The following is a 21,849-nucleotide window of genomic DNA, read 5'->3' on the forward strand; positions in this document are numbered from 1 at the left end:
CTCCTCGTCATGCCCACCGCTGTTTCGTCGCGCGCTGACGCCCTGCGCAACCGCGCAGCGCTCGTCGCGGCCGCCACTTCTCTGATCGCGCGCAACCCGCACGCGTCCATCGCCTCGATCGCCGAGGCGGCGGGCGTCAGCCGCCGCGCCGTGTACGGCCACTTCCCCGACCGCGGCGCGCTCGTGGCCGAACTCGTCCGCTCAGGGGCCGAGCGCTTCAATGCCCTCGCCGCTGAGACCGTCACCGACGAGCCGGCGCCCGTCGCCCTGGCACGCCTCGCGGCGCGCCTGTGGGACGAGGCCGCGCAGGTGCAGGTCGCCGCATCCCTCGCCCTCGACGACGCGCACATCGAGCAGACCGCCTACATCCTGGCTCCCGTTCGGCGCCGCCTGATGGCGATCGTGCGCGAGGGACAGGATGACGGGACGCTGCGCGCCGACCTCACCGCGGCGACGCTCGCGCGGCTCATCGAGGAAGCGGCGCGCATGGTGATCACCCGCATCGATGCGGCGAGTTCGCACGCCCGCGGGCTCGCGGTGCGTACCGTGCTCAGTATCGCCGGGCTCTCCTGGCGCGAGACGGACGCCCTGCTCGAGGCCCACCCAGAGCTGGCGGAGGAGGACTGATGCGCATCGAGGCGATCACCGTCAGCAAGGGGCGCGGCGGCCAGGCCCTCGCGCCCGTGTCTCTCGCCTATGAGACGGGCAGCGCGAGGCTCGCGACCGCAGAGACCGAGCAGCGCCCGACGGTGCTCGGACTGATCGCGAGCGGGCGGATGCGGCCCGACACCGGTGTGGTGTTGATCGGCGGCGCGGAGGACGACGCGGCGCTGCGCCGGAAGGTCGCGCTCGTCGACGCGCCCGACGTGTCGGATCCCGCTCCCAACGTCACGGTGTTCACCGTCGTCTCCGAAGAGCTCATGTTCGCGGGGCGCCCGTCGAACCCGATCGCGACCAAGGCGTGGCTCACCGAGGCGGGGCTGCTGGAGATCTCGCGCACCCCCATCGCCGACGTCGCTCCCGCGGACCGGCTGCGCATCCTGCTGGAGCTCACCGTGCTGCGCCCGGATGTGGAGGGACTCGTACTCGTCTCCCCCGACCGACACGGCGGCGATCCGCACGTGTGGTGGGAGCTGGCGGAGGAGTTCGCCGGCCGCGGGCTCGCGGTGCTGGTGATCGCAGGGCAAGCGGCCGGTGCCGTGCTCGCAGGCCGTGCCGCACGGGCCGAGATGGATGAGACGGAGGTGGCGCGATGAAGGTCCCCGCGATGATCACGGCGGAGCTGCGCCGACTGACGTCCACGAAGATGTCGGTGATCGCCCTGATCGCCCTCATGTGCGTGCCCGTGCTCTACGGCGGCCTGTACCTGTGGGCCAACCAGGATCCGTACGGTCGCCTCGATCAGGTTCCGGTGGGCCTCGTCGTGCTGGATGCGGGCGTGACCGAGAACGGCGAGACCACGAACTACGGCGACCAGGTCGCCGACAACCTCGTGAAGGACGGCACGTTCGACTGGCAGCGGATGAGCGCCGACGGCGCCCAGGACGCGCTGAAGCACGGGGCGGTGGACTTCACCGTCACGATCCCCGCCGACTTCTCCGACGCCCTCCAGTCGGCCGCCGGGACCTCGCCGCGGCAGGCGGGGCTGGAGCTGTCGACCAACGACGCGAACAACTACCTCGCCTCCACGATCGGGTCGCAGGCGATCGAGAAGATCCGCGCCTCGGTGGCGAAGCTGGTGGGCACGCAGGCCGCGAACCGCCTCCTGACGGCGATCAGCGACATCCGCGGCAACCTCGTCACCGCGGCGGACGGCGCATCCCAGCTCGCCGACGGCGCGGCATCCGCCCTGGCCGGATCCCAGAAGCTCGGCGACGGCGCATCCCAGCTCGCGGACGGGACGGCCCAGCTCTCCTCCGGCGCTTCCCAACTGGCGGGCGGTGCGTCACAGCTCGCCGTCGGCGCGAGCCAGGTCGCGGCGGGCACCGCCACACTCGACGGGTACGCCCAACGCGCAGCCACCGCATCCCAGGGCCTGGTGAACGATCTGCCCGCCATCCGTTCCACGATCGCCGAGGAGCTCGCCGCGCGCGGGCTCACTCCCGACGAGATCAACACCGTGCTCGCGCGTCTCGACACCCTCGGCGGCGATGTGTCATCGGCGAACGACCGGGTCCAGTCCGCCGTGAGTCAGATCGATCGGCTCAACGCCGGCGCCGCGCAGGTGTCGCAGGGCGCGGCGAGTCTCGCGAGCGGCTCCGCGCAGCTCGCGGACGGCGCAGAGTCCGCAGCGAGCGGGGCGGCGGCGCTGCGCGACGGCACGGGCACACTCACCTCGGGTCTGTCCCAGCTGGATGACGGCGCCGATCAGCTCTCGAGCGGACTCGCCGACGGCGTCGCGCAGATCCCCGACTCCGACGCGGCGCTGCGCGAGCAGCAGGCCGACACGATCGCCGATCCGGTGGATGTGGAATCGAGCAAGGTCGCCGCGGCGGCCGACTACGGCGCAGGCCTCGCACCCTTCTTCGCCTCGCTCGCGGGCTGGATCGGCATCTACGCGCTCTTCCTGATCGTGAAGCCCATCTCGCGCCGCGCGGTCACGGCGCTGCACTCCCCCGTCCGCATCACTCTGGCCGGCTGGCTGACGCCAGGCCTTCTGGGCGGCATCCAGATGATCGCGCTGTTCGGCGTCCTGTCGCTCGCGCTCGGCTTCACGTTCGCGAATCCCCTCGCAACCCTCGGCATCATGGTGCTCGCCTCGCTGACGTACGCGGCCATCATCCTCGCGCTGAACGTGTGGTTCGGATCGGTCGGCCAGTTCTTGGGTCTCGTGCTCATGGTGCTGCAGCTCGTGACGGCGGGCGGCACGTTCCCGTGGCAGACTCTTCCGGCACCGCTGACGGGACTTCATCATGTGCTGCCGATGGGCTTCGTCGTCGATGCGATGAGACAGCTCATGTACGGCGGTGACATCGCCAGGATCGGCAGCGACATCACGGTGCTCGTCACCTGGATGCTGGGCGCCCTGGTGCTCGCGGCTCTGGGCGTGACGCGGATGACGCACAAGCGCAGCCTCCGCGACCTCGCCCCCTCCCTCATCGGCTAGCCCCGGCATCCGCGTCACTCCCGGCCCTGGCCCGCGAGACAGCATTTCCGTCACGAGATCACGGGTAATGACAGTGATCTCGTGCTCGAAATGCTGTCTCGCGGGCGTGGGGGTGGGCCGTGGGACGGATGCGGGCGCATACACCGCACGCCCAGGGTCCTGCCACGGTTCGTCCAGAAAGCCCCCCTACGGTGTCCAGGTCGCCCGCGAGCCCGAACTCGTGCGGCGGCAGCCCCGACGACGGGGCCTGTCCACCCTGCTGGCGCAGCGCGTGATCGTCCCCGACGTCACTCGCGCCCGCGCGTTCTCCGTGCCCCGCGTCAGGCAGGCCGCTTGACCCTGGAGCCCTATGCCCCGCTTTCGTCGCGCCCTGTTGAGCGCCGCTGCCGTCCTGGTGGCCGTCCCCCTTCTCGTTCCCACGGCGGCGTTCGCAGCCTCCGACGACGCGGCACCCACGCCGACCCCGTCGGTCTCCACGCCTCCCGCCGATCCTGCGCCGCGCGCGATCGACCTCGATGCGTCGCTCTACCTCACGCTCGCGCGCTCGGTCTCGGCCTCCGCGGCAGGCAAGGCCGACACCACGACGCTCGACAAGGAGATCGCCCGGTTGAGCTCCTCCACGGAGCTCTCGGATGCGGTCGCCGAAGCCTCCATCACCGTGCTGCGCGATGCGACAGCTCGCGTCACCGCGGAGCGCAATGCGTACGACGCCCAGGTCGCCGCCGAGCAGCAGGCGGCCGCGGAGGCGGCAGCCGCCGCGCTCGCGCAGGCGAACACGCCGGACGGCGCTCGCGCAGCGGCCCGCACGATGGCGGCCGAGAACTACGGCTGGGGCGACGACCAGTTCTCGTGCCTCGATTCCCTGTGGCAGCGTGAGTCGAGCTGGAACTACCAGGCCTACAACGCCGGCAGCGGAGCCACAGGCATCCCGCAGGCACTGCCCGGCTCCAAGATGGCCTCGGCCGGCAGCGACTGGCAGACCTCCGCGATCACGCAGATCCGATGGGGCCTGGACTACATCGACCGCGCCTACGGCACCCCGTGCGCGGCGTGGGGTCACTCGCAGGCGACCAACTGGTACTGAGAGCCCTCATGAGAAAGGGGCACCCGCATCGCGCGCGGGTGCCCCTTTCTCATCTCCGGATCAGAGAGCGGCGCGGAGCCCCTCGACCAGCGGCGTGGTGGGACGCCCGATGAGCTGCGACAGCGTGTGGTCCTCGGAGTCCAGGGCGCCGGCGGCGATCCCCGCGTCCAGCGCGGCGACGAAGCCAGCCGTGCCCTCGTCGAGTCCCACACCCCGCAGCGTCTCGAGCAGGTGCTCCTCGGACAGGGCCACGTACGTCACGTCGCGTCCGTGGATCTCGGCCGCGGCGGCGGCGAGATCGGCGTAGCTGAACGCCACATCGCCGGCGAGCTCGAGCACGCGCCCGAGGTACGCGTCATCCGTCGCGACGACCGCCGCCGCCTCGGCGTAGTCCGCGCGGGTCGCGGCCGCGACCTTCCCGTCGGCGACGGCGGCGGCGATCACGCCGGACTCGGCGGCGCGGGCCACATCCTGCGCGTAGTTCTCGATGTACCAGTTGTTGCGAAGGATCGTGTAGCGAAGACCCGATGCGGCGAGCGCCTCCTCGGTGGCGACGTGCTCGGCCGCCAGGGGCAGCGGGCTGGTGGTCGCGCGGTAGAGGCTCGTGTAGACCAGCCCGGCGACCTTCGCGGCGACGGCGGCGTCGATGACGGCCTCGTGCTGAGCGAGGCGCTTGCCGACCTCGGAACCGGAGACGAGGACAACGCGGTCGATCCCGGCGAAGGCGGCGTCGAGAGTCTCGGGTGCGTCGTAGTCGACGACGGCGGTGCGCACGCCGCGGTCTGCAAGGTCGGCGACCTTGTCGAGGCTGCGGGCGCCGGCGACGACGTCGGATGCGGCGACGCCGCGCTCGAGCAGGCTTTCGACGATGAGGCGGCCGAGGTGTCCACTGGCGGCGGTGACGAGAATGGTCATGGGGTGTCCTTTCGATCCGGTACGTGGGGGTAAGCCCACCTTCCGCTTGAGACATTCCCTTTGTCAGGTACCCACTTTGGAGTAAGGTACCCACGTCATGGTGAGTTATGTGAAATTGCAGGCCCTGCCCGAGGGATTGTTCACCCACGCGTGCCCCACGCGCACCGTTCTCGATCACGTCATGAGCCGGTGGGGGGTTCTCGTGCTGTCGGCCCTCGTGCGCGGCACCCTTCGGTGGGGCGAGCTGCGTCGGGCGGTCGACGGCATCAGCGAGAAGATGCTCGCCTCGACCCTGCGCCAGCTCACCGCAGACGGCTTCGTCGAGCGGGAGTCCTTCCCGACCGTGCCGCCGCACGTCGAGTACCACCTCACCGACCGAGGCCGCGAGCTCATGGCGCGGATGCTGCCGCTGCTGGAGTGGATCGCCGTGAACGCCGATGAGATCGTGGCGGGGGAGTCGGAGCCGGCTCAGGCGTAGCGGGAACCTCCCCGGGCGTCACTGCCGGTCGCCAGACGATTCAGCGCGGGTCGGTGTCTTTGTCGCGCAGCTCGTCGACGTACATCGCGTCCTCGTCCAGCGTGCGGTTACGGTACGCCTGTCGGCCCACCATGTGCGCCGACAGCGGTGCCGTGGCGAGCTGCATGAGGGCGATCGGCACGAGGAAGGCCACCGCGGCCCAGCTGCGAACCGACAGGGCGATCGCCAGGCAGATCAGCAGGAAGCCGAGCACCTGCGGCTTGGTCGCGGCGTGCAGGCGCGTGGGGACGTCGTGGAAGCGCAGCAGGCCGATCGCCGCCGTCAGGCACAGGAGCGCGCCGACGAGGATCAGCACGAGAGCTGTGGCGTCGAGGACGGCATCGATCGGGAATCCCGCATCCGCCTGGACGTGAGCGATCATCGCTGGTTCGCGTCCTTCCTCGCGACGAACCGCGCGATCGAGATCGATCCGAACACGCCGACCGCGGCGATCACGAGCAGCACGGGCAGCGTGCGGGTGTGGTGATTGATCGCCATCTCCGCGCCCAGCACGCACATGACCTCGGTCAGCAGCACGTCACTGGCAACGGCCCGATCGAGGATCGAGGGCCCCTTGATCACGCGCCACAGCGTGAGCAGTGCGGCCACGGCGAAGACGAGGTAGATCGCCACGAGCAGCGGGTTCATCGGCTGGCCTCCTTCGCCTGCGCGCTACCCCTGCGGGCCGCCGCGACCTCCGAGAGCTGCGCGCGCGAGCCGACCGCACGCACGATCCGCCGCTCCCAGCGCTGCACCTGGCGGCGCTGCGCCTCGACGTCCGCATCCGAGTTCACGCCGATCACGTGCAGGTACAGGATGCTCTCGTCTCGGTCGATGTCGATCACGAGCGATCCCGGGATGAGGGATGCGGTGACCGCGGTGTGCGCGAGGATCAGCTCGTCGTTCGTGGCGAGCGGCACAGCGATGACCGCGACCCCGGGATAGCGCCGAGGATTCACGACCTGCCAGGCCACGAGCAGCGAGCCCTTGACGAGCGCGCCGAGGAAGGCGAGGACGAACACGAGGCCGTACCAGAGGTTGACCCGCCCGGAGAGCTCCACCGGCGGCAGCCGGAAGACCCGGGTGACGAGGATCGCCGCCACGAGTCCGGTCAGGAACGCGATGACCGTGAACTGACCCCACAGCAGCATCCACAGGGCGACGAGCCAGAGGAAGAACGGCAGTTGCCGCCAGGTCTGGGCGATGAGTCCTTTGGGGCCGCGAAGGTGTCGGATCACTGATCGACCTCCCCGGACTGCGTCTCCAGCTGCACGAGCTGAACCGGCTGCAGCAACGCGTCGCCGATGCGGGTGCACATGTCGTACAGGGGACCGGCGAACACCGTGAGAGCCACCGTGACGGCGACCATCCCCGCGGTGGCCGCGGTCATGACGCGGGGGATGACGCGGCGTTCGGTCTGGATGCCGGCGGCCGGGGCGTTGCCGAGGTACTCCACGCGGGCCTCGACCTCGGGCTCCTCCGTGTCGTCCTCGCGCCAGAAGCCGAGGTTCCACGCGCGCATGAGCGCGTAGAGCGTGAGCAGCGAGGTGACGATACCGGCGACGATCAGGACGATCATGAGCGGCGTGCCGACCTGGGCCGCGGCGTCGAACAGTCCGTACTTGCCGATGAAGCCCGAGAACGGGGGAAGCCCGCCGAGGTTCACCGCCGGGATGAAGTAAAGCACCGCGATCACGGGAGCCGCACGCATGAGCCCCTTGAGCTTGAGGATCGACGTGCTGCCGGCGCGACGCTCGATGAGTCCGACGGCGAGGAACAGGGTCGTCTGCACCACGATGTGGTGGACCATGTAGTAGATCGTCGCGCCGATCGCCGCGGGGGTCGCGATCGCGAGCCCGAACACCATGTAGCCCACGTGGCTCACGAGGGTGAACGACAGGATTCGTTTGAGCTCGGCCTGGGCGACCGCACCGAGCACGCCGACGATCATCGTGGCGAGGGCGACGATCAGCAGCAGCACGTTCACGTTGCTGTCGGGGAACAGCTGCGTCTCGGTGCGGATGAGGGCGTAGACGCCGACCTTGGTCAGCAGGCCCGCGAACACGGCCGTGACCGGCGCGGGGGCTGTGGGGTAGGAGTCGGGCAGCCAGAACGACAGCGGGAAGACGGCCGCCTTGATGCTGAAGGCGAGCAGCAGCATGAGGTGCAGCGTGAGCTGGACGTGCTGCGGCAGCTCCCCCATCCGTTCGGCGATCTGCGCCATGTTCACGGTGCCGAGGGCGCCGTAGATCATGGCGATCGAGGCGAGGAAGAGGATCGAGGAGACGAGCGAGACGACGATGTAGACGATGCCGGCACGGATGCGGGACTCGGTGCCGCCGAGGGTGATCAGCACGTAGGAGGCGACGAGCAGGATCTCGAAGCCCACGTAGAGGTTGAAGAGGTCGCCCGCGATGAACGCGTTGAAGATGCCCGCCGCGAGGATGAGATACGACGGGTGGAAGATCGAGACCGGGGTCTCCTCGTCGCCGTCGGCGGCTCCCTGGCCGACCGAGAAGAGAAGGACCGCGAGCAGCACGACGCTCGAGACCACCACCAGCAGCGCCGCCAGCCGGTCGACGTACAGCACGATGCCGAAGGGGATCGGCCATCCGCCGACGGCGACCGCGATCGGCTGGCCTGAGTCGACGACCACGAGCAGCACCGCCGCAATCGCGAGCACCGCGGTGAGGGTCGTGATCGAGACGGCGACCTGAACGCGCCGACGCCGGCCGAACACGAGCGCGACGGCTGCGCCGATGAGCGGCAGGGTGACCAGAAGCGGAACCAGTGCGTTCATCGCTCACCCTCCTCGTCATCGGTACGCCTCGCGGTCGGTCGGTCGGTCGGCGCGTCGTCGCGGATGCCGGGCACGTCGAGGCTGCCGAGCACCGTGATGGGCACACTCGCCGCATCCACGAAGTCTGTCGTCGCGTCGTCGGCGGTGATCTCGTCCTCCATGGCTTCTTCGTCCTCGACCGCACGACCGCGAAGCGCGACGTCCTCGACGTCGTCCTCGACCGTGTCGGCCTGACCCAACTGCCAGGAGCGGTAGATGAGCGCGAGCAAGAAGGCCGAGACCGCGAAGGTGATCACGATCGCCGTCAATGTCAGCGCCTGGGGGAGAGGGTCGGAGAACTGGGCCGAGTCGGCGCCTTTCGCGAAGAAGGGGGCGGTTCCGGGGAAGCCCATCACGATGAGCAGCAGGAGGTTCGCGGCGTTGCCGAGCAGCAGGAAGCCGATCAGCACCCGGGTGAGGCTCCGCTCCAGCATCGCGTACACGCCGCACGCGAAGAGCACGGCCATCACGGCGATCAGGACGACGGAGACACTCATCGGGCACCCGCCCCCTGCTGCTCGAGCTGGAGCTTCTGGCGGTCGACCTCGGCGCCGAGGCTGCGGAGCACGTCGAGCACGAGTCCGATGACGACGAGATACACACCGATGTCGAAGATCGTCGACGTCACGAACTCCACGTGGCCGAGCACGGGGATCGTCACGTCGAACCAGGTGCTGGTCAGGGGGTCCACGCCGAAGAACAGCGGCACGACGGCAGTTCCGACGGCGAGCAGCATGCCCACCCCGAGCAGACGCCCCGCATCCGTCGGCGCCGCGGCGCCGAGCTCATAGCGACCGCCCGCGACGTAGCGCATGACCAGCGCCATCCCGGCGATGAGGCCGCCCGCGAACCCGCCGCCGGGAAGGTTGTGGCCGGCGAACAGCACGTACAGCGACACGATGATGATCGAGTGGAACAGGATCCGCACGACGACCTCGAGCAGGATCGACCGGTTCTCCGGCTTGACCTTGGCTCCGCCCACGAGCCAGGCGCGACGGCCGCTCTCGCCCGCGCCCTGGGGGCGCAGGCCCTCCGACGTCTCGAGCAGCGGACGACGGCGAGGGATGCGGGGAAGAGGCTTGGTGAAGTCGGAGAGCGTGTCGGAGCGGTGGGTGACGAACACGAGCGAGGCGACGCCGGTGGCCGCGAGGATGAGCACCGAGAGCTCGCCCATCGTGTCCCAGCCGCGGAGGTCCACGAGGGCCACGTTGACGACGTTGCGCCCGTGGCCGATCTCGTAGGCGAGCTCGGGGAAGGCGAGCGAGATCGGCGCCTCGACGCGCGCAGAGGTCGCGACGATCGCGACGAGGGCCATCGTGAGTCCGACTCCGCCGGCGAGCACGGCTCGCGCGAGCGGCGCGACCGAGGCGTTGTGATCGCCCATCCGCGCCGGGATGCGGCGCAGCACGAGGGCGAACGCGATGAGCGTGACGGTCTCGATGAGAATCTGCGTCAGCGCGAGATCCGGGGCGCCGCTCGTGGCGAACAGCACGACCATGCCGAGGCCCGTCACCGAGACCAGCACGACGCCCGTGTAGCGCTTGCGCGCGCGCACCGCGATGATGCCCGCCACGATCATGATCGGGGCGACGAACACCTGGGTGGGCGACTGCCAGGCATCCAGCTGCGCGCGCCACTCCGGCGTCGCCAGCAGGGTGGCGCCCTGAGACACGACGAAGACGACGAAGATCGTTCCCACGTAGACGGGCAGCGAGCCGCGCTGCGTGAGGGTGGTGGTCCACACCGAGATGCGGGCGATGAGACGCAGGACCGCGTTGTAGGCGTCGGCGGCGGTGAACGGGAGGATGCGGCGACGCTCGGCCCACCGCACCTTCAGGGCGAACCAGAACAGGAACGCGCCCACCGCCAGCGTGCCGAGCGAGAGGAACAGCGCGGGCTCCAGGCCGTGCCAGAGAGCGAGGTGCGTGGTCTTCTCGCCGGCGGCCGGGGCGAGCTCGGCGTATCGCGCGAACGCGGTGTCGACCCAGGGCGCGGCGAGCCCCGACACGAGCGTGAGGCCAGAGAGGATGACGGGCGCCGCGAGGAAGCCGACGGGCGGGTCGGGCCACTCGGTGCGCTCGCGCGGCGCGCCCGCCGCATCCTTCTTGGTCCAGAACGCGCCCCAGACGAAGCGGATGCCGTACGCCGCCGTCAGCGCCGACCCGATGAGGATGCCGATGAGTGCGACCGTCGCCCAGACCGATCCGTCATCGAGGAACGCCGCCAGTGCCGACTCCTTCGCGGCGAAGCCGATGGTGGGGATGAAGCCGGCCATGGACGCGACGGCGATGATCGAGAAGGTCGCGAGCGTCGGTGCTTGCCGCCCCACTCCGGAGAGCTCGTTGATGTCGCGGGTGGACAGCTGACGGTCGATGACGCCCACCACGAGGAACAGCGACGACTTGAAGAGAGCGTGGCTCAGCAGCAGTGCGAGACCGGCGAGCGCCGCCTCCCTCGTGCCGAAGCCGAGCACGACGGTCAAGAACCCGAGCTGACTCACCGTGCCGAAGGCCAGGATGCGCTTGAGATCCGACTCGCGAAGGGCCTGCATGCCGCCGAGCAGCATCGTGAACACGCCGAGACACACGATGATCGGGCGCCACGGATCGGCCTCCGCGTAGACGGGGGCGAAGCGGGCGATCAGGTAGATGCCGGCCTTGACCATCGCCGCCGCGTGCAGGTAGGCGCTGACGGGCGTGGGCGCAGCCATGGCTCCGGGGAGCCAGAAGTGGAAGGGGAAGATCGCGGACTTGCTCAGCGCTCCGACGAGCAGCAGCACGAGAGCGGCGTTGACGACGGGACCGGTGGGAGCCTCGGCGAGGATCGTCGAGATGCTGGTCGTGCCCGCCTCGACGACGATCAGCACGACGCCGATCAGCATGACGAGTCCGCCGAGGGTCGTGACCAGCAGAGCCTGCAGTGCCGCACGGCGACTGACACCGCGTGCGTGGTAGTACCCGATGAGCAGATACGACAGCACGCTCGTGATCTCCCACAGCATGACCAGCACGACGATGTCGTCGGTGAGCACGAGTCCGTACATGGCTCCCGCGAAGGCGAGGAGCACGGCGGAGAACTGGCCGAGGCCCTCGCGCTTTCCCGCGAAGTACCAGCGGCAGTAGAGCATGACGAGCGCTCCGACACCGGTGACGATGAGCGTCAGCACCCAGCTGAGCATGTCCATCCGCATCGACAGCTCGATGCCGAGCGAGGGCATCCACTCGTATGTCTCGAACGGAATGCCGCCCGACAGCACCTGCGGCGCAAGCCACAATGTGTGGCCGAAGGCGATGATCGGCAGCAGCGCCGCCACGGCGAACGCGCGAGCCCCGAGGCGGGACACCAACCAGGGGAGCAGCAGCGGGACGAGGGCAAACGCAGCGAGGAGTACCAGCAAACGCGGCCTCCTCGTGGTCGTCGGGGCTCCGTGGCAGGCGGAACCACCCAGGCGATCGGGGTGTCGCTCTCTATTCTAAGGGGCGGATTACGCGCCCGGCGCCACGTCCGACGAAACCGGCCCTGTCGTATTACCCGGGCGGAACACAGAGGTGAGCAGAATGTCGGGGGGCACGACGCCTTCGAGCATGGCCGACACGGCGATGCCCGCCGCTCGTCCCTTCTCCGCCGCGGGCTGCACCATCGTGGTCAGCGTGAGAGGAGCGACGCCGTCGACCGAGACCCCGTCGAACCCCGTGACGCTGACGTCCTCGGGCACGCGGAGCCCGGCATCGTGCACGGCGCGGATGATGCCCGCGGCCAGCACATCGCTCTGCGCGAGGATCGCCGTCGGCCGCTCGCCCGGTGCCGTGAGGATGGCTCGGCCCGCCGAGTAGCCCTCGTCGATGAGACTCGCCCCCGCCGCGTAGACGCGGGCGTCCTCGAACACGTCGAGGGCGCCCTCCAGACGTTCGCGCGTGACGTCGACGGTGATCTGCGAGACCGACTGCGGATCGAACCATCCCGTGCCGTGCCCGCCTCCGACCGGAAGGGCGACCACGACGACGCGACGGTGGCCGAGCTCTCGCACGTGCCGAGCGATGACGGCCTGCGCGTCGTGATTGTCGAGGCGGATGCGGGGGATCCCCTCACCGGCATCCCCCTCCATGACGACGACCGGAACACCGCGCCGCTGCAGCACCTCGAGGTCCGAGCGCAGCCGGGTGCTGCATCCGATCAGCACGAACGCATCGGCCGGGGCCGCGGGCAGGGCGGCGCCTCCCGACTCGTCGTCGCGGAGCAGCAGCAGGCCGCTGCCGCGCTCGGCCACGCCCTCGGCGAGCCCGTCGAGCATGATCGTGGTGACGGGATCGCGGAACGCGGCGCGCAGCCGATCGCCGATGACGACGCCGACGACGCCCGAGCGTCCGAGACGCAACGACGCCGCACGCGGATCGGGCCCGGCGTAGCCGAGCTCGGCGGCGGCGGCGAGCACGCGTGAGCGGGTCGCCTCGGAGACCGCGGTCTTGCCACTGAACACCACCGACGCGGTCGAGGCGGCGACCCCCGCCTGACGGGCGACGTCGGCGATGGTGGCACGGCGTGCGTTCATGGTCCCTCGATGCTAACCCCCCGCGCCGCGACACGGATCGAATCGATTCGGTAGGGTGTGCTCATGGAAACAGTGCTGTCCCGTTCCCAGGTCGTGCGGTGGCGCACCGCCGTCTTCGCCATCTTCCTCGCGAGCGGTCTGAGCATCGCCACCTGGGCCTCGCGCGTGCCCGCCATCAAGACGGCGCTGGGCATCGACAACATCCAGGTGGGCATGCTCCTGCTGGGCATGGGCGTCGCCTCGATCCTCGGCCTCACCGCGAGCTCCGCGATCCTCGCGCGTTTCGGCGCGCGCAAGGGCATGCTCGGCGCGCTCTTCTTCGTCGTGCTCGGGCTCGTTCTCATCGGCGTCGGCACCGACTACCTGCACACCTACGGCGTCGTGCTCGCGGGGCTCGCACTCTTCGGATTCGGCAACGGCTCGCTCGACGTGATGATGAACGTCGAGGGCGCGGCGATCGAGAAGCAGACCGGCAAGACGATCCTGCCGCTCTTCCATGCGTTCTTCAGCTTCGGCACGGTGATCGGCGCAGGCCTCGGCACGGCGGCCGCCGCCACCGCGTTCAGTGTGGTCGGACACACAGCGATCGTCGCCGTCGTCATCGCGGTCCTGGCCGTCGTCACCGCGTCGAGCGTGCCGGTTCGCGACGTTGCGATGGACGTCGGCGCGGAGGATGCCCCGAAGGGATGGGGCGAACGCATCCGTCTCGCGCTGAGCGCGTGGAAGGAGCCCCGCACCTACACGCTGGGCGTCATCATCCTGGGGATGGCCTTCGCGGAGGGCGGTGCGAATGACTGGCTCTCCCTCGCGGTCGTGGACGATCACGGAGCCGACCCGGCGCTCGGACCCGCAGCGCTGACGGTGTTCTCGGTGGCGATGACCGTCGTGCGGGTGTTCGGCGGGCCGCTCGTCGACCGCTTCGGCCGCGTCGTCGTGCTGCGCTCGCTCGCCATCACGGCGGCCGTGGGACTCGTGCTGTTCATCTTCGCCCCGAACATGCCGCTCGTGTTCATCGGTGCGGCGCTGTGGGGGATGGGCGCATCCCTCGGCTTCCCGCTGGGCATGTCGGCCGCGGCCGACGACCCGCAGCACGCGGCGGCGCGAGTGAGTGCGGCGGCGACGATCGGTTATGTCGCGTTCCTGTGCGGTCCGCCGATCCTCGGCTTCATCAGCGAGCACATCGGTCTGCTGAACACGTTGCTGATCATCGTCGTGCTGATCGTGGCGTCGGGCTTCTTCTCGGGCGCCGCCCGCCCGCTGGCCATCGCCTCCGACGAGAAGGCGCCGCGCGGTCACTGACTCGCAGCGAGTGCGCGGTCACCGCCACGGACTGGCCCGAGCGATCGCTACGGCATGCGAACGGCTGCGCGCCGCCAGCTTCGTCAGCACGCTCGAGACATGCGTCTTGACCGTCGGCACGGAGATTCTCAGCAGCGACGCGATCTCGCCGTTGGAGCACCCTTCCGACAGGGCGGCGAGCACCTCGCGCTCGCGCGGCGTGAGCGCGTCGAGGGCCGCAGCGGCGGGGGAGTGCTCCGCCCGCCGCGTCCGCCGGGCGAGCACCCGGCGGGTGACCCGCGGGTCGAGCACCCCGTCGCCGCGGGCGACGCTGTGCACCGCATCCACCAACGCCGCCGCCGAGACCGTCTTCAGCAGGAATCCGACGGCACCGGCGTCGAGCGCCGCATCCACCAACTCGTCCTCGTCGAAGCTCGTCAGCACCAGTACCTCGCTCGTGTCGTCTTCGCGGATGCGGCGGGTCGCCTCGACGCCATCCACCCCCGGCATCCGCAGGTCCATCAGCACGACATCCGGCCGCAGGGCGCGCGCGTTGCGCACCGCCACTGCGCCGTCGGCAGCCTCGCCGACCACCTCGATGCCGTGGGCGACGAGCATGATGCGCAGTCCCTCGCGGATGGCGGCGTGATCGTCCGCGAGGAGCACCCGGGGCGCGCTCACCCCGGCACCCCCGCGGGGATGCGGGCCTCGACGCGCCACCCGTCGCGACGAGGTCCGGCCTCCAGCCACCCGCCCAGCGCCTTCGCGCGCTCGCGCAGCAGCTCGAGGCCCCAGCCGTTCCCCACGAGCCGAGCGGGTGGCGCGGATGCTCCACGGGAGTCCACCCGCACCGCGACCTCCCCCGACTCCTTGACAAGACGGATGCGCACCTCGGCCCCGGGCGCGTGACGGACGCAGTTCGCCAGCGACTCCTGCACGATGCGGGCGACCGTCTGGTCCACGGGCGTGCTGAGATCGGTATCGAGTTCGTTCTCGAGCGACACCTCCAGCCCCGACCGGCGCGCGGACTGGGCGAGGTCGTCGACCGACGCGACCCCCACCGGCGCCGCGATCTGCGCGCCGCCGTCGCGGAGCACCGCGATCATCGTGCGGAGTGTGTCGTGCGCCTCTCGCGACGAGTCGCGCACCGCTCGGAGCGCCGCCCGATCAGCATCCAGAGCCGGGGGCGTCGACAGCGCCGCTTCGGATCGGATCGCCATCGCGGCGACGTGACCGGCCACGACGTCGTGCAGCTCGCGCGCCATGGCGTCGCGTTCGCCCTGCACCGCCGCATCCCGCTCGCGCTCTCCCTCGCGGCGCGCATCCTCCGCCTGCTGCCGATGCAGTGCGACGAGCTCCCGCGACTGCGCCACTGCGGTGCCGTACCAGTACCCCAGTCCGCCCAGCGCGCCCAGCTGTAGAGCCACCAGGAAGGTCGCCCGCGCGTCACCGGTGATCCACCCGGCGGCGATCGCCACGACCGCGACGACGGCGATCACGCCGACGAGGATGCGGTGTCGGCGCTCGGTCTCGCGGGTGGCGACGTACAGCACGTCGACGGCGACGATCAGGGGCACGAGTCCGCCGAACACGAAGACGTCGACGGCCATCACCATCGTCGCCGCGATCAGCGCGGGGATCGGCCACCGGTCCCGCACGAGCACGATGGCCACGGCGGCGAGGGCGGGGATCAGCGTCCACCACGGGGATGCGGCGGCGAACACGCTCGGCACGATGGCGCCGGACACGGTGAGTCCCAGCGCGCCGGCGGCGACGGCGATCAGCAGATAGATGAGCGCGTCGGCGGGCCCGCGGTGCCGGCGCGCCCAGCCGCGCAGCCGGGAGATGTCTGCTTCGCCCATGCGTTCATGCAAGCACAGGCATGCGCCCGCGGCATCCGTCGAAGGATGGAGGCGCCGGGGAGGGACTGCGTCCTTCGCCCGATGTGCGAATCCCACCTTCGCCGAAGACTCGGAGCGTGGACCTCCTTCCCGGCGCCCCTCTGCCGCTCACCCTGTTCGTGCTCGCCCTCGTCGACGGATTGAGCGTCGGCACCCTCGTCATCCCTCTGCTGCTCATGATCGTCCCCGGCAAGGTGCGCGTCGGCCGCCACCTGCTCTACCTCTCGACCATCTCGCTCTTCTACCTCGCGGTCGGCGTGCTGTTCCTGCTCGGGCTCATGAACGTCATCGACGTGGTCGGCGACTTCTTCTCCTCGACCGCCGGGGCCGTCGTGCGCCTCGTCGTCGGAGCCGCGCTGCTGATCGCCGCCTTCGCGATCCCCGCGCACGAGAAGCGGATGCGGGAGTGTCCCGACGCCGGCCCCGGGCGCATCGTCCGGTGGCGCGACCGGCTGGTCGCCGACGGCGTGGCGGCGCGCACGGTCATCGCGGTGGCGATCGCGGCGGGGATCGTTGAGCTGGCGACGATGCTCCCGTACTTGATCGGCATGACCCTGCTGGCCGAGTCGCAGCTCGCGTTGCCGATTCAGGTCGGAGCCCTGGCCGCATACTGCCTCGTCATGATCCTGCCGGCGCTCGTGCTGCTGGGCCTGCGAGTCCTCGCGGCGCGCCTGATCGAGCGCCCCCTCGAGCGTCTCGCGGGATGGTTCGCGCGCACGGCCGGCGAGACCACCTCGTGGATCCTCGGCGTCATCGGCTTCCTGCTGGCGCGCGCGGCGGCGACCCAGCTCGGCCTGTTCGATCTGCTGTGAACGTCGAACAGCGACCCGGCGGCAACTAGGCTCTTCGGGTGCGTCTCGTCATCGCCCGCTGCTCCGTGGACTACACCGGCCGCCTCAACGCCCACCTGCCCCTCGCGACTCGCCTCCTCGTCCACAAGGGCGACGGCAGTCTCCTCGTGCACTCCGACGGAGGCTCCTACAAGCCCCTCAACTGGATGAGCCCGCCGTGCTCGCTGGCGGTCGAGGAGCCCGACGAGGATGCGGCGAGCGCCGGCGTCATCGAGCAGTGGCGGGTCACGCACGCCAAGACCGGCGACGCGCTGCTCGTGCGTCTCTACGAGGTTCTCCACGACTCCAGCCACGAGCTCGGCGTCGACCCCGGTCTGCAGAAGGACGGCGTCGAGGCCGACCTGCAGCGCCTGCTGGCCGAGCAGGTGGGGGTCATCGGCGAACACCTCACGCTCGTGCGTCGGGAGTTCCCCACCGCCATCGGGCCGGTGGATCTCATGCTGCGCGATCCGGATGCGGCCACGGTCGTCGCCCTGGACGACGAGACGCCGCGCGCGCTGCACGTGGCCGTCGAGGTCAAGCGCCGGGCGGGCATCGACGCGGTCGAGCAGCTCACGCGCTACCTCGACCTGCTCAACCGCGACTCGCACCTGCGGCCCGTGCGCGGCGTGCTGGCCGCCCAGGCGTTCGCGCCGCAGGCGCGCACCCTCGCCACCGACCGCGGCATCGATTGCGTCGTGCTCGATTACGAGGCCATGAAGGGCATCGACAGCGGACTGCCGACCCTGTTCTGAGTCGCCCCGTGCCGGCGCACGATAGCGTGGGAGCCATGTCCGTCGGATCCCCGTTCTCCTGCGTCCTCTGGGACGTCGACGGCACGCTCGTCGACGCATCCGACGGGATTCTGCGCCGCCTGACGATCACGCTCGAGCACTTCGGACTTCCGGCGCCGACGCGCGCCGAGCTGGTGCACTGGATCGGACCTCCCCTGTACGAGTCCTTCCAGCACCACGCCGGGATGACGCCGGAGGGCGCCACGGATGCGGTGACCTTCTACCGCGCACTGGGCAAGGCCGACGGTTACACGACAGACGTCAAGCTGTACCCCGGCGTCAAGCAGATCGTCGACGATCTGGCCGCCGCGGGCGTTCCCCAGGGCACGGCGAGCTCCAAGCCCGAGAACCAGGTGCAGGCGCTCATGCTGCACTTCGACCTCGCGGAGCACATGACGGCCATCACGGGCGCGACCGCCGACGAGAAGACTCTTGCGACGAAGGCCGACATCGTCGCCGAGGCCCTCCGACGGATGCGGGCCGCCGGCGTCGACACCTCGCGCCCCGTGCTCATCGGCGATCGGCACCACGATGTGGACGGCGCGACGGCCAACGGCGTGCCCGTGATCTTCGTGCGGTGGGGTTTCAGCTGGCCGCACGAGGCCGAGGGCGCCCAGGCCGTCGTCGACAACGCGGACGAGCTCCACGCGCTGCTGCTGGTCGACTCCGACGGCTGAGCCCTCCGCGTCGCTATCGTGAGCGCATGACGACGGACGACGCCGCCGGCCGACCACGACCCCGCACCGCGATGCGCATCGCTCGTCGCGTGCCCGCGACTCTCGTCCTGGTCGCCGCGCTGCTCGTCATCGGGGTCATCACCGGTGCCCTCTGGCATCCCTTCCATCGGAACCCCGGCATGGAGCTGTGGGCCTACGGCTGGCCCGCCCTCGAGGCCGGCCGCTGGTGGACACCGTTCACCGGCACGTTCATCGTCGGCCACCCCGGCCTCTACCTGTTCGCGGTGGCGAGCTTCGCGGGGATGGCCTACCTCGAGTTCCGACGCGGCACCCGCGTGGCGCTCGCCTACTTCGCCATCGGCCAACTGTTCGCGGTGCTGGCGGCGGCCCTTCTCGTCTGGGCGCTCTCGCTCACCGGGTGGCCGTGGGCACTCACGCAGGCGGGCGCACTGGATGTCGGCCCGTCCGGCGGCGCGTTCGCCGCCATCGCCGCCGCCGTGGGGTTGCTTCGCGCGCCGTGGCGGATGCGGATCTGGCTGCTCCTGCTCGGATACGTCTTCGTCACGATGCTGTTCTGGGGAAATCTCGACGACATCGAGCACCTGCTGGCGGTGGTCCTCGTGCTCTTCGCGGACCGCTCATTGCGCCCGCAGCGCACCACAGTGAGAGAGCAGCGACTCGTCGCCTTCCTCGGGCTCGCCATCCTCGCGGTCCTCGAGATCATCGTCTTCGTGGTCCCGACCAACGGGCCCTTCGGATCGACAACGCCCGGATCGGGGTCGATCTGGGATGTGGTGGTCGACGTCGCAGTCGTCGCCCTCATCGCCGACGGACTCCGGCGCGGTCGCCGATGGGCCTGGGTCCTCGGGCTCGTGCTGACGGGCCTGAACCTTCTGTCGTTGGCTCTCCTCGTCGTCGTGATCGCTCTGGCGGGGTGGAGCGAAGCGGCCGACGTCCTCTCGGGAGATCCGTCGTTGTCGCTGGCGACCGGCGTGCTCTGGCTGCTCGTTCTCGTCTACCTCGTCTGGGTGCGCGGCGCCTTCCGCGCCCGCAGGCGCACCCGCATCGGTCAGCCGCCCGCGCCGGATCAGGTGGCGCTGCGCGAACAGTTGCGCCGCGTCGGCGGCGGAACGCTGTCGTGGATGACGACCTGGGAGGGCAACCACTACGCCCGGGTGTCGGAGAGCATCGTCGCGTTCCAGAGCCGCGCTTCCGTCGCGCTCGTGCTGGCCGATCCCATCGGTCCGGAGGCCGACGCCGGTCCCGCCGTGTCGGCGTTCATCGACTCGGCGGAGCGTGCCGGCCTCATCCCCTGCTTCTTCAGCGCGAGCGAACGAACCCGTGACGCGGTGCCCGAGAGCTGGCGCAGCCTCGTGGTGGCCGACGACACGATCGTGGATCTTCCCGGGTTGGAGTTCGCCGGCAAGGCGTGGAACGCCGTCCGCACCTCGTTCAACCGCGCCGGCCGCGAGGAGATGACGTTCCGACTCACGCGGCTCGCCGATGAGCCGTGGGGGATCCGCGCTCAACTGCGCGCGATCTCCGAGAGCTGGGTGGGCGACAAGGGCCTGCCGGAGATGAGCTTCACCCTCGGCACCCTCGTCGAGGCGGAGGATCCCGAGGTGCGGCTCGCACTCGCGATCTCGCCCGCGGGGGATGTCGACGGGTTCCTGTCGTGGCTGCCCGTCTACGCACCGGGTGGCGCCATCCACGGGTGGACGCTGGATCTCATGCGTCGACGCGAGGGCGGGTTCGGGCCTGTGATGGAGTTCCTCATCGGCTCGTCCGCCAAGGCCTTCTCCGAAGAGGGGGCGCAGATCATGTCTCTGTCGGGAGCGCCGCTCGCGCACGACTATCCACCGGATGCGGGGCTCATTGCCGAGTTGAGCGGCAAGCTCGCCGAGGCGCTGGAGCCCGTCTACGGCTTCCAGTCCCTGCATCGCTTCAAGGAGAAGTTCCACCCGCGCTACGAGACCATGTACCTGCTCTACCGCGACGAGAGCGACCTCACGCGCATCTCTCTCGCGCTCACGCGGGCGTTCCTGCCGACGGCGACGCTGCGTCAGTTCGCCGGCGCGGGTCTGGAACTCGTCCGCGGCACCGCCTGACGCGAACGCAAGAGGGACGGGATGCCGCGCATCCCGTCCCTCTTGTCGATTCGCGCCTCAGAGAGCGCGGATCTTCGCTGCCTGCAGACCCTTGGGGCCCTGCTCGACCTCGAACTCGACCCGCTGGTTCTCCTCGAGCGAGCGGTATCCGTTGCCGTCGATCGCGCTGAAGTGAGCGAAGACGTCCGCGCCCCCCTCATCGGGAGCGATGAACCCGAAGCCCTTCTCGGAGTTGAACCACTTGACCGTACCCGTCGTGCTCATGCCTTGCCTTCTTGTGCGTCCGGCACCCTCTGCGCCAGTGACCTCCCACCGTAGCGGCGTGGAGTGGTCAGTGGGGAAGAGTTGCAGATGGTGACGAAATCGTTGCACGCGCGACGCGGGCCGTTAACCATTCGACGCCCGGGCCGAGCAGAGCTCATAGGCCCGGGCGTCGACGGATCCCCCCGGATACGTCGCGCGGAGCGCGACAGCGATCACTTTACTGTGTCGCCGACGTATCACCACAGATATTCCCCGGCGACAGGGCAAAACTCCGCGGTCGCTCGGAAGGCCGCGCCGTAGACTGGTCACGCCATGGCCGACCACCCGACATCGCGGCCGCCGCGCCGTCGCCGGATGCTCGGAGACGAGGTCTTCGAGCTGCTCGGTCGCGCCATCCGCGACGGAAAGCTCGTCCCCGGACAGTCCCTGCGCGATGTCGAACTGGCCGAGCGCTTCGGCATCTCGCGCACACCGGTGCGCGAGGCGCTGCAACGGCTGGAGCGCATCGGTCTCGTGGAGATCTCGGCGAACAGGTTCACCCGCGTCACCGTTCCGACCGAACGCCTCATCGCGGACACCCGCGCCTTCATCGTCGGTTTCACGGCGGAGGCCCTGCGCGCCGCGCTGCCCACCTGCTCGGACGAACAGCTGGGTATCCTCGTCGCCGCATACGACCGCATGCTCGCGACTCCCCTCGGAACGGGCAGCCACACCGAGGCGTCGACCGCTTTCTTCCGGACGCTGTCGATGGCCACCGGCAACATCGTGCTCGGCCGTTTCATCCGCGAGACGTCGCTCACGCTCGAGCGGAATCTGCAGGGCTGGGCGTTCATCGACGTCGCATCCGACGCGGGACGCCGCGCCGGCGATGCTCTGCGCCGCGCCCTTCTCAGCCGCAACGCCGCGCGTGGCGACGCCATCCTGCGCGCATATCAGCGCGAGCGCGGGGAATGAGAAAGGCCCCCTCCTGCTGGGGGGAGCGGAGGG

General features: G+C 70.1%; 22 protein-coding genes. 11 read left to right on the plus strand and 11 right to left on the minus strand.

The genetic code is table 11. The annotated features are described in order from the left end of the window. Nucleotides 1–9: 9 nt before the first annotated feature. From KYX17_RS06815 to KYX17_RS06830, 4 genes are all read left to right on the plus strand, one after another. Entirely contained in the window at nucleotides 10–627 is a 618-nt protein-coding gene (locus KYX17_RS06815) for a TetR/AcrR family transcriptional regulator (protein WP_243226234.1), read from the plus strand. Then, nucleotides 627–1,256, plus strand: coding sequence for a hypothetical protein (locus tag KYX17_RS06820; RefSeq protein ID WP_243226235.1), 630 nt, complete (start codon nucleotides 627–629; stop codon nucleotides 1,254–1,256). The genes KYX17_RS06815 and KYX17_RS06820 overlap by 1 nt, the downstream gene beginning before the upstream one ends. Further along, entirely contained in the window at nucleotides 1,253–3,106 is a 1,854-nt protein-coding gene (locus KYX17_RS06825) for a YhgE/Pip domain-containing protein (protein WP_243226236.1), read from the plus strand. Before KYX17_RS06820 ends, KYX17_RS06825 begins: the two co-directional genes overlap by 4 nt. A 349-nt stretch (nucleotides 3,107–3,455) precedes the next feature. After that, nucleotides 3,456–4,190: a hypothetical protein gene (locus KYX17_RS06830; RefSeq protein WP_243226237.1), complete on the plus strand. Its 735-nt coding sequence runs from the start codon at nucleotides 3,456–3,458 to the stop codon at nucleotides 4,188–4,190. A 60-nt stretch (nucleotides 4,191–4,250) separates the two neighbouring features. Here the strand turns inward: KYX17_RS06830 and KYX17_RS06835 are convergent, their stop codons facing one another. Next, nucleotides 4,251–5,105, minus strand: coding sequence for an SDR family oxidoreductase (locus KYX17_RS06835; protein WP_243226238.1), 855 nt, complete (start codon nucleotides 5,103–5,105; stop codon nucleotides 4,251–4,253). A 97-nt stretch (nucleotides 5,106–5,202) separates the two neighbouring features. Here KYX17_RS06835 and KYX17_RS06840 point away from each other — a divergent pair, with 97 nt between their 5' ends. Next, nucleotides 5,203–5,583, plus strand: coding sequence for a helix-turn-helix domain-containing protein (locus tag KYX17_RS06840; RefSeq protein ID WP_243226239.1), 381 nt, complete (start codon nucleotides 5,203–5,205; stop codon nucleotides 5,581–5,583). Between the two features lie 40 nt (nucleotides 5,584–5,623). Here the strand turns inward: KYX17_RS06840 and mnhG are convergent, their stop codons facing one another. The 7 genes from mnhG to KYX17_RS06875 form a co-directional block, all read right to left on the minus strand. Further along, nucleotides 5,624–6,004 carry a monovalent cation/H(+) antiporter subunit G gene (gene mnhG, locus KYX17_RS06845; protein ID WP_243226240.1) on the minus strand — a complete coding sequence of 127 codons (381 nt, stop codon included), beginning with the start codon at nucleotides 6,002–6,004 and terminating at the stop codon, nucleotides 5,624–5,626. Continuing rightward, nucleotides 6,001–6,270, minus strand: a complete 270-nt coding sequence (locus KYX17_RS06850) for a monovalent cation/H+ antiporter complex subunit F (RefSeq protein WP_243226241.1) — start codon at nucleotides 6,268–6,270, stop codon at nucleotides 6,001–6,003. The genes mnhG and KYX17_RS06850 overlap by 4 nt, the downstream gene beginning before the upstream one ends. Continuing rightward, nucleotides 6,267–6,860, minus strand: coding sequence for a Na+/H+ antiporter subunit E (locus KYX17_RS06855; RefSeq protein WP_243226242.1), 594 nt, complete (start codon nucleotides 6,858–6,860; stop codon nucleotides 6,267–6,269). The genes KYX17_RS06850 and KYX17_RS06855 overlap by 4 nt, the downstream gene beginning before the upstream one ends. Continuing rightward, nucleotides 6,857–8,422 (minus strand): Na+/H+ antiporter subunit D, encoded by a 1,566-nt coding sequence (locus KYX17_RS06860; protein ID WP_243226243.1) that lies wholly within the window; start codon nucleotides 8,420–8,422, stop codon nucleotides 6,857–6,859. Before KYX17_RS06860 ends, KYX17_RS06855 begins: the two co-directional genes overlap by 4 nt. Continuing rightward, nucleotides 8,419–8,958, minus strand: coding sequence for a Na(+)/H(+) antiporter subunit C (locus tag KYX17_RS06865; RefSeq protein WP_243226244.1), 540 nt, complete (start codon nucleotides 8,956–8,958; stop codon nucleotides 8,419–8,421). The genes KYX17_RS06860 and KYX17_RS06865 overlap by 4 nt, the downstream gene beginning before the upstream one ends. After that, the gene (locus tag KYX17_RS06870) at nucleotides 8,955–11,858 is read right to left on the minus strand and encodes a Na+/H+ antiporter subunit A (RefSeq protein ID WP_243226245.1); all 2,904 of its coding nucleotides are present in this window, start codon (nucleotides 11,856–11,858) and stop codon (nucleotides 8,955–8,957) included. The genes KYX17_RS06865 and KYX17_RS06870 overlap by 4 nt, the downstream gene beginning before the upstream one ends. 87 nt (nucleotides 11,859–11,945) lie before the next feature. Beyond that, nucleotides 11,946–13,010: a LacI family DNA-binding transcriptional regulator gene (locus KYX17_RS06875; protein ID WP_243226246.1), complete on the minus strand. Its 1,065-nt coding sequence runs from the start codon at nucleotides 13,008–13,010 to the stop codon at nucleotides 11,946–11,948. 63 nt (nucleotides 13,011–13,073) lie between these two features. Between KYX17_RS06875 and KYX17_RS06880 the strand changes: the two genes are divergently transcribed. Then, entirely contained in the window at nucleotides 13,074–14,309 is a 1,236-nt protein-coding gene (locus KYX17_RS06880; RefSeq protein ID WP_243226247.1) for an MFS transporter, read from the plus strand. Nucleotides 14,310–14,327: 18 nt separating this feature from the next. On the opposite strand, the gene KYX17_RS06885 is transcribed toward KYX17_RS06880, so the two are convergent. Both KYX17_RS06885 and KYX17_RS06890 read right to left on the minus strand, forming a co-directional pair. Then, entirely contained in the window at nucleotides 14,328–14,969 is a 642-nt protein-coding gene (locus KYX17_RS06885) for a response regulator transcription factor (RefSeq protein WP_243226248.1), read from the minus strand. Beyond that, complete coding sequence (locus KYX17_RS06890) at nucleotides 14,966–16,150, minus strand: sensor histidine kinase (protein WP_243226249.1); 1,185 nt, start codon at nucleotides 16,148–16,150, stop codon at nucleotides 14,966–14,968. The genes KYX17_RS06885 and KYX17_RS06890 overlap by 4 nt, the downstream gene beginning before the upstream one ends. A 116-nt stretch (nucleotides 16,151–16,266) precedes the next feature. On the opposite strand from KYX17_RS06890, the gene KYX17_RS06895 reads away from it, so the two are divergent. From KYX17_RS06895 to KYX17_RS06910, 4 genes are read left to right on the plus strand one after another with little or no spacing between them, the layout of a single operon-like run. Further along, a complete protein-coding gene (locus tag KYX17_RS06895; protein WP_243226250.1) occupies nucleotides 16,267–17,001 on the plus strand; it encodes a GAP family protein in 735 nt (244 codons plus the stop codon). A gap of 38 nt (nucleotides 17,002–17,039) precedes the next feature. Further along, nucleotides 17,040–17,774 carry an endonuclease NucS gene (gene nucS / locus KYX17_RS06900; protein ID WP_243226251.1) on the plus strand — a complete coding sequence of 245 codons (735 nt, stop codon included), beginning with the start codon at nucleotides 17,040–17,042 and terminating at the stop codon, nucleotides 17,772–17,774. A 35-nt stretch (nucleotides 17,775–17,809) separates the two neighbouring features. Continuing rightward, complete coding sequence (locus KYX17_RS06905; RefSeq protein WP_243226252.1) at nucleotides 17,810–18,490, plus strand: HAD hydrolase-like protein; 681 nt, start codon at nucleotides 17,810–17,812, stop codon at nucleotides 18,488–18,490. Between the two features lie 26 nt (nucleotides 18,491–18,516). Next, the gene (locus KYX17_RS06910; RefSeq protein ID WP_243226253.1) at nucleotides 18,517–20,598 is read left to right on the plus strand and encodes a bifunctional lysylphosphatidylglycerol flippase/synthetase MprF; all 2,082 of its coding nucleotides are present in this window, start codon (nucleotides 18,517–18,519) and stop codon (nucleotides 20,596–20,598) included. A gap of 57 nt (nucleotides 20,599–20,655) precedes the next feature. On the opposite strand, the gene KYX17_RS06915 is transcribed toward KYX17_RS06910, so the two are convergent. Continuing rightward, a complete protein-coding gene (locus KYX17_RS06915; RefSeq protein WP_137418469.1) occupies nucleotides 20,656–20,862 on the minus strand; it encodes a cold-shock protein in 207 nt (68 codons plus the stop codon). 312 nt (nucleotides 20,863–21,174) lie between these two features. On the opposite strand from KYX17_RS06915, the gene KYX17_RS06920 reads away from it, so the two are divergent. Further along, complete coding sequence (locus KYX17_RS06920; RefSeq protein ID WP_243226254.1) at nucleotides 21,175–21,816, plus strand: GntR family transcriptional regulator; 642 nt, start codon at nucleotides 21,175–21,177, stop codon at nucleotides 21,814–21,816. The last annotated feature ends 33 nt before the right edge of the window (nucleotides 21,817–21,849 follow it).

The sequence above is a fragment of the Microbacterium sp. CIAB417 genome (assembly GCF_022788845.1).